The 8584-nt window shown below is 40.2% G+C and carries 2 protein-coding genes; both read left to right on the top strand.

The annotated features are described in order from the left end of the window. Positions 1-633: T9SS type A sorting domain-containing protein (locus BUB99_RS19980; RefSeq protein ID WP_139281132.1), on the top strand; the 633-nt coding region annotated here is incomplete at its 5' end. A gap of 638 nt (positions 634-1271) precedes the next feature. After that, the coding region (locus BUB99_RS19985; protein ID WP_139281133.1) for a DUF2341 domain-containing protein at positions 1272-8584 on the top strand (7313 nt) is incomplete at its 3' end.

The following is an 8584-nucleotide window of genomic DNA, read 5'->3' on the forward strand; positions in this document are numbered from 1 at the left end:
TATACTGCTACTGTGACCAGTGAGCTTAACGGTTGCTCCATCTCGGAATCTGTCGTCGTTGGATTTGACTTTGATCAACCCAACATCGCTACTCAAACTTCTGGACTCATCAATTGTCTGGATGGTGGCGTTACACTCTCAGCAAGCTCTACTTCTGACAATGTATCTTTCTCTTGGACTGATGAAAACGGTGACATCATCGCTACTGAGGCTAACACTGTCGTATCTGAGCCTGGTAACTATACTGCTACTGTGACCAGTGAGCTTAACGGTTGCTCCATCTCGGAATCTGTAGAGGTAATTTCTTCCTGTACTGATCAAAATACTAGATCCAATTCATTACTAAACAGTATACCAGAAGTCGAAGTAAAATTGGATTACTCGATTTATCCAAATCCTTCGAGAGATCAGGTTACAGTGTCATTTAGTAGTCCCAAATCAGGGCATGCCAGTGTAGAAGTATATTCTTTGACGGGGTATTTGGTTAGTATATTAATGGATGACTATTTGGAAGCAGATACAAGACGTGAATTGGTCTTTAATAAAGGCAGAAATTTACAATCAGGAGTCTACATTTATATTATAAGATTGAATGACTATGTCATTACGGATCGTATTGTTATATCTAAGTAAATAACCACTTCAGGGAAATCATGATTCATAGAGTAAACTCGAACTTCAAAAGCCTCGGGTTACTCTATGAATTCTTTGAACATAAGACCGTTAAGTATTAATCTTCAATTTGATTAAAATAATGAATACCGAATAAACTGCTATTAAATATGTAAATACATACAAAAAAAGATTGTTTAAAATCAGCCAATTGCTATATTTGAGTCCCACCTGTATACTATTATTAGATTTAGACCAAGCTATGTATACAGTTTTCTCAATAGTTAACGAACAAATGTTGTTTAACTATGTACTCCAGTTATTTCTATCCATATCGATTTTTGCTGGGTTAGGCCGTTATGTCCTAAATACATATAACAATTATGCCTTTGGCATTTTTTCCAAAGACTATACGATCAACTTTTTTCAACCTCTTATACGAGTGTCCCCTATTTACTTTTTTTAAAGAGGCACTTAAGAATTAACAAATCCAGAATAAACGATTCCAGATTTGTTACCCAACCACACCTAGCTCCGCTAGACACGAACTTTAATTATCCCAAAGACCTGAGAAGCTTCATTGATACCCAGGACAGAGGATAACTATGTTCAAAAAACATTGAAATAGCATAGCAGCAGAAGTATTTCAAATAAGTGAAATGATGAGAAAAATAAGTTTAGTACTTGCATTATTAATTGGTTGTGTAATAGTAGGTCTTGCACAACCCGTAGGATATAATTTCCTTAAAAAAATCGAGATTGATCATTCCGTGGTTTCTGGAACAGCGGATTTAATTGATTATCCGTTTTTATTAAAAATCACTGATAATGACTTGTCACATATAGCTGAAGGCTCTGGTGGAAAAATTGAAAATGGGTTTTGTTATGACATTGTGTTTACCCTAGAAGATCAAACTACCATACTCGATTTTGACATCATAGATTATGATCCTGCTGCGGGTTCTTTGATCGCATGGGTGAAGATACCAGTCCTTTCTGCATCTGCAAACACCATGATTAATTTATACTTCGGGAATAATAGTGTCACAACAGATCCTTCTTCAGGAGCCACATGGTCTAGCGACTATCTCGCAGTGTATCAGATGGATTATACCAATGATGATGCCACTACAAATGCTCGACACATTACTACCTTCACAGGCACATCAAACTCGAGTGGAAAAGTAAATATAGGCAAAGGGTTTAATGGAACTAGCGACTATATGGTCACTCCAGTGAGTGATTTTAAAACACTCGATAATTTTTCATTCGGCCTATGGTTTAAAACAGACAATACCGATCACGCACGTCACATTATTTGGCAGGGGAACAAGGGTAATGGTTTTGGTTCAGGGAATAACCCCGGCGACAATGAACATGAGATGCACCTAAATTTTGGCAACATCAATTCAGCTGGAAGTTCAGTATCAGATGTGCTTAATTTTTTCATCGGAAATACCGATGATTCCAATTCATCAGATATTATAAGTATTCAACACAATTTCAATAATACCACTGACTGGACATATGTGGTTGTGAATATGGAAAACATGAACTCTACACCTAGTGCAGAGATGTTTGTGAACGGGGCTTCTGTAGGTACTGATACTGGCGCTCTAATTGGTGCTGGTACATATGGAATAGACAGAACGCAATGGTTACATCCTCTTCAATTAGGTGGCCCAGAAGCCATTGCAAGCTATTATGATGGCACACTTGATGTGGTTGAATTATTGAACACAGTCCAAAGCTCTGACTTAATTCAAACAAAATTCAACAACATAGATGACCCAGCAAGCTTTACGACAGTTTACCCAATGATCAATGTGAGTCCTCCATCTCATTTGTATGTACACTCCCGTGATGAAAGTAATGAATTACACTGGACGGCTTCAGACAACACATCAGCGACTTATAACATCTATCGTTCGGTAGAACCTGATTCCGCAGCCTTTGGCGCTACTCCGATTGCTACTGTCCCAGCTGGGACTACGACCTATACGGACAATAGTCTAGACAACAACACCTTTTATTTTTATTATATCAAAGCGGTAGAAAGCTCTACCGAAAGCAGCCCTACCAATGTAGATGCTTCAACTCCGCAATCGTCGATAAGTAGTTTTATTAATTTTGATGGAGTAGATGACTATTTGTCTATTAATGATTCTTCTGATTTCTTACTCCAGCCACAGATGACGCTGGAATTTTGGTTTCGTACCGAAAAAAATTCGGGACAACAATACATACTTGATCGTGTTTCTCGCACTACAAATACGCATCCGTATAATTTACTTATTAATTCAGATGAACTACTCTACAGGCGCGCTGGTGATAATACATATTATCAGATTTCAACTATCGATAAAGATACATGGTATCATCTGTCTATCACATCAGATAATGCTAGCGGAGGCGTCATTAATTTCTATTTGAACGGAATTCTTGCTACTCCATCCCCTATCCCTAGCAAGCCATTTAACCGTTTCGAAAGTACATACAGCCCTGGTGTTCTTGCAATTGGAGCTCAGGTATCTAGTCCTAGCTTGACTTACTCAAGTCATTTTGATGGTCAGATTTCTGAGTTAAGAATGTGGGATAAAATCTTGACACCCGCAGAAATAACTAATAATATGAATATCCCTCTCAAAGGTGATGAAACTGACATTAGAGCACTTTTCCACTTAGATGACATCTATAACACAACCGTTTACAATTATACGTCTGTGCTTCGCAATGCAGTAGCTGTTGGTAACCCAACAATACATAACCCTCATGTGACAGCAAACGACGATAGCGAAACCATTCAGGAAGATGTAGCCACTGAGTTCGACGTAAAGAACAATGACACTTTCTCTAATGCGACCCAAAAACCCAAAGTAAAAGTCGAAATAGTAACAGCGCCAACTCACGGCACAGCTGAGGTATTGAGTAATTACAAAATTTCTTATACTCCCGACGCAGATTATTTTGGAACGGATGTGATCGAATACCTCATCGTTGATACCACAGCTATTGGTGATATTTATCAGTTCGAAGATAAAGCTTTTGTGAACATCTCCATTACCCCTGTCAATGATATTCCTTCCTTCACTGCCGGAGCAAATCAGACCGTGACAGAAGATGCAGGAGCACAAACCGAAACCGGTTGGGCCACAGGATTGAGCACTGGGCCTTCTAATGAAAGTGGGCAGACATTGTCATTCAATGTAAGCAATACTAACACCCCCCTATTCAGTACGCAACCAGCTATTGCTCCGGACGGAACACTTACTTATACTCCTGCCAATAATGCAAATGGTACGGCCACAGTAAACGTAACCCTTGAAGATAGTGGCGGAGTTCTCAATGGAGGGGTAAATACTTCAGTCACTATCCCGTTTACCATCACGGTGAGTTCTGTAAATGACCACCCTATTTCAGCTAACAACGCTGTCAGTGTTGATGAGGACAACACCTATACTTTTACTAATGCAGACTTTGCATTTACAGATACTGATGGAGACAATTACGAATCATTTATGCTCACCTCGCTACCTGCTTCTGGGATATTAAAATACAACGGCTCTGCAGCGGCAACCTACACACATTACACAAACAGGAGTTTACTTACGTTTGAACCAACCGCAGACGAAAATGGTAGCCCCTACACGACTTTTGAATTTCAGGTGAAAGACGATGGTGGAAATGCACCAAATATTTCTTCTGGATTAGTAGGTTACTACACTTTTGATGGAGATACTGACGACTTATCTGGTAATGGGCACCATGGTACTGGTAATGGAGGGCTTTCATACACCACTGGGGTCAATGGTTATGGTATCGCAGCTTCGTTTGATGGCATAGATGACTATATTTCCTTAGGTGCCCAGAGTAACTTTTTTGCCGGTGATCCTTTTTCTGTCTCCGCTTGGGTGAAGAGCTCAAATGGTGATATGGGAATCATTGGTACCTTGGGAGATGTTGGGGACATTACCCCAGGTGAAGATGGTTGGGTACTTTCTCTAAGAAACAATCTTCAGACATGGTTTAGTACTGAAGGCAATTCTGTATTAAATCAAAGGACTACAGCCGCTCATAATTATAGTGCGGCTAGCACTAATCATATCGCATTTGTAATGGATGCCTCAGGCACTGGTAATATCTATATAAATGGGGTCAAAGGCACAACAGATTTAGCATTTCCACTAAGTTTCGATGATGCGATGGACTTAATGATTGGTGCTTCTGCGAGTTCCCCCTCTTCTAATTTTTTCAATGGAAGCATGGATAATATTAGTATTTATGAAAGAGACTTAAGATCTGCAGAAATTAGCGCGCTCTATAATCATTCCGTCAATCATAATTATAGCAGCAACTATACTATGACCGTAAATGTCAATCCAATCAACGATGCACCTTCTGATATCAGCCTCTCATCAACTTCTGTCGATGAAAATCTGGCCAGTGGCACAACCTTCGCTACGTTATCAACGACAGACCCTGATACGGGTGATACACATACTTACACTTTGGTGTCTGGTGCAGGAGACACTGATAATGCCAGTTTTCAAATTTCGGGGAGCGATCTACTGACCAATACAGTATATGATTTTGAAACCAAATCTAGCTACTCCATTCGAGTCGAAACCTCAGACGGAGCACTTTCTTATGAAGAAATCATAACGATTACTATCAATGATATAGACGAGTCCGGTTACTTTATAACCACTTGGCAAACCACTACCAATGGTGAATCTATCACCATACCAACAGAATCAGGCGAAACGTACAATTATACCGTCAACTGGGGCGATGGAGCACAAGATACCGGAGTGACTGGCGATGCTACTCACTCCTATGCGAATGCTGGCATATACACAGTTTCTATTACAGGAGATTTCCCTCAGATCTATTTTGATAATAACGGAGATAAAAACAAAATATTAACTGTTGAGCAATGGGGCGATATTGAGTGGACGAGCATGAGAAATGCATTCTCTGGTTGCAGTTTGTTAAGAGTACCCGCCACAGATGCTCCAGATTTGAGTCAGGTAACCTCTTTCAGTCAAATGTTTTATAATGCAAGCGTCTTCAATGACCCTATTAACCATTGGGATGTAAGTACCATCACCTCAATGGAGGGAATGTTTAGAGGCGCTACTTCTTTTGATCAACCATTAGATAGCTGGGATGTCAGAAATGTTATGGTTATGGTGTCTATGTTTCGGTCTGCCAGTTCTTTCGACCAACCCCTAAATAGTTGGGTAGTGGAAAGTACCACTAATATGTCAGCTATGTTCCGGCAGGCTACTTCTTTTGATCAACCATTAGATAACTGGGATGTAAGTAAGGTTACTGATATGAGTCACATGTTTAGACAGATGGGTTTCAATCAGGATATTACTGGTTGGGTAGTAGATAAAGTCACTACTATGGCCAATATGTTTGAACGAAATGGCGCTTTCAACCAGGATATCGGAAGTTGGGATGTAAGCAAAGTGACCAATATGGGAAACATGTTTTTTGTAGCGTCTGCTTTTGATCAGAGTCTTGGTGGATGGGTATTGAACCCTGGTGTAAATATTCCCCTCAATACATTTGCAGCATCAGGTATGAGTTGTGAAAGTTATTCTGCTTCACTTCAAGGCTGGGCAGCCAATACATCATCTCCAAATAATATCTCTGTGGGTATGTATGAATTAGGCTATGGATCTCATGCCATTGCCGCTCGGAGTAAATTAACTACACCAGTTGTAGATGGAGGATTGGGCTGGACGATCTCAGCAGATGAATTGTTGACCGGGTCAAATGACTGTACACCTGTGGGCAGTAAACCCTTTGTGACTACTTGGAAGACAGATAACACAGGTGACTCTGATGATGATCAAATCACTATACCAACAAATGGTGGTGGTTATAATTATTATGTACATTGGGTAGATGAAAGCGACCCATCGTCTAATGCAACAATAGGCCCTTTCACGGGAGATACAACGATAGATTTTCCTGCCGCGGGTACCTACCAAGTGACTGTCTCAGGTGATTTCCCTCAGATATATTTCAACAACACAGGAGATAAAGATAAAATTCTTACGGTGGAACAATGGGGCGATAATCAGTGGTCTTCGATGGAGTCGGCTTTTTGGGGTTGTTCTAATCTTCATGTTCCGGCAACAGACGCTCCTGATTTAAGCAGTGTAACCTCCTTGTTTGGTATGTTCAAGAGTGCTTCCGTATTTAATGAACCCATCAATCATTGGGTAGTAGACAATGTGAACAATATGGAGGGGATGTTTCAATCAGCCCGAGATTTCAATCAGCCATTAAATAATTGGAATGTAGATAATGTCCTTGATATGTCTGCAATGTTTGCATATGCGGATCATTTCAATCAGTCATTAAATGGGTGGATAGTAGACAATGTGGAAGAAATGGGAGGCATGTTTTCCAATACCCATGATTTCGATCAGCCATTAAATAATTGGAATGTAAATAATGTCGAACAAATAGGGGGAATGTTTGCAAGCGCTGAATCTTTTAACCAAGATATTCAAGATTGGGAATTGGATAATGTCATTAGCATGGCACTTATGTTTCAGGGCGCTATAACCTTTAATCAGCCATTAAATGGTTGGGATGTTAGCAATGTTACTAATATGGATCGTATGTTTCAAAACGCTGCAGCCTTTAATCAATATTTAGGCAGTTGGACCTCTGAAGCAACGGTTCGAGATGACATGTTTGATGGCTCTGGCATGGACTGTATCAATTACACTGGAACGCTGATTGGCTGGACTACCAATACTACAGCTACTAATGTTAATATGGGGTCAAACGGTCTGGAATACGGAACAAATGCCGCAAGTGCAGTGAATGAATTGGAAACTAACCGAAGTTGGGACTTCGATGACCATACGGCCTCTAGTAGTGAGTGTTTACTTTTTAACATTACGAATATTTTGGATGCCAACATTGATGAAAACGATCCTTACGTTTCTGTGGGAGCAACTATTGCTAGCGGTACTCCGATCGGAACGCTCACTTATACACTGAGTGGTGTTGATGCGGCAGCCTTTACAATCGACGACCCTGCTATAGGTGTGGTAAGAATGATTGCAAGAGACTTTGAAGGGCCTCTGGATAATGATACTGATAATATCTATGAAGTAATTATTAGAGCCACTGATGAAGATGGCAACTTCGATGAAGAAGACTGGGTGGTTGAAATTAACAATTTGAATGACAATCTACCTATTGCCGATAATGAATCTGTAACCACTGCCGAAGAGGTGAATTACACATTTTCAGCTAGTGATTTTAATAATGACTATAGTGATGCCGACAATAATACCTTTGCAGGTATCAGAATCACCTCTCTACCTAGTGCTGGAGTATTGGAAGACAATGGAACCACGCTGTTAGCCGCTGATGTCGCCGCTCCAGGCTATGTCATTGCAGATATCACTAAAGTGATATTTGTACCAGAAGCAGATGAAAGTGGTAGCCCATATACATCATTCGATTTTGATGTATATGATGGTACTTTCTATAGTGCAAGCAGCTATACGATGACGATAAATGTCACTCCATATGTACCTTCTGCAAGTTTAACTGTCGATAATTCCACTATTGCTGAAAATGCGGGCGTTGCAACTTTTACTGTTGCTCTAGATAAATCATCAAGTAGAGATGTAACTATCAGCCTCTCCTATTCTGGCACAGCCACTGGTTCTAGTTCAGATTATACTGCAGCTGTCGGAACTAATGCTACTTCTATCACTGAAATCGTTATCCCTTCTGGATCCACTACAGGCACGGTAAAAATAACGGCAGTGGATGATTCTATCGATGAAAATGATGAATCAGTAATTGTAGATATTCTGTCTGTGACCAATGGAACAGAAAATGGAGTTCAGCAAGTTACTACTACGATTACTGATGATGACGCGGCTGGGTTTACTTTATCTAAAACAACTGCTACGACTACTGAAGC

The organism is Reichenbachiella agariperforans, assembly GCF_900142205.1.
Taxonomy (GTDB): Bacteria; Bacteroidota; Bacteroidia; order Cytophagales; family Cyclobacteriaceae; genus Reichenbachiella; species Reichenbachiella agariperforans.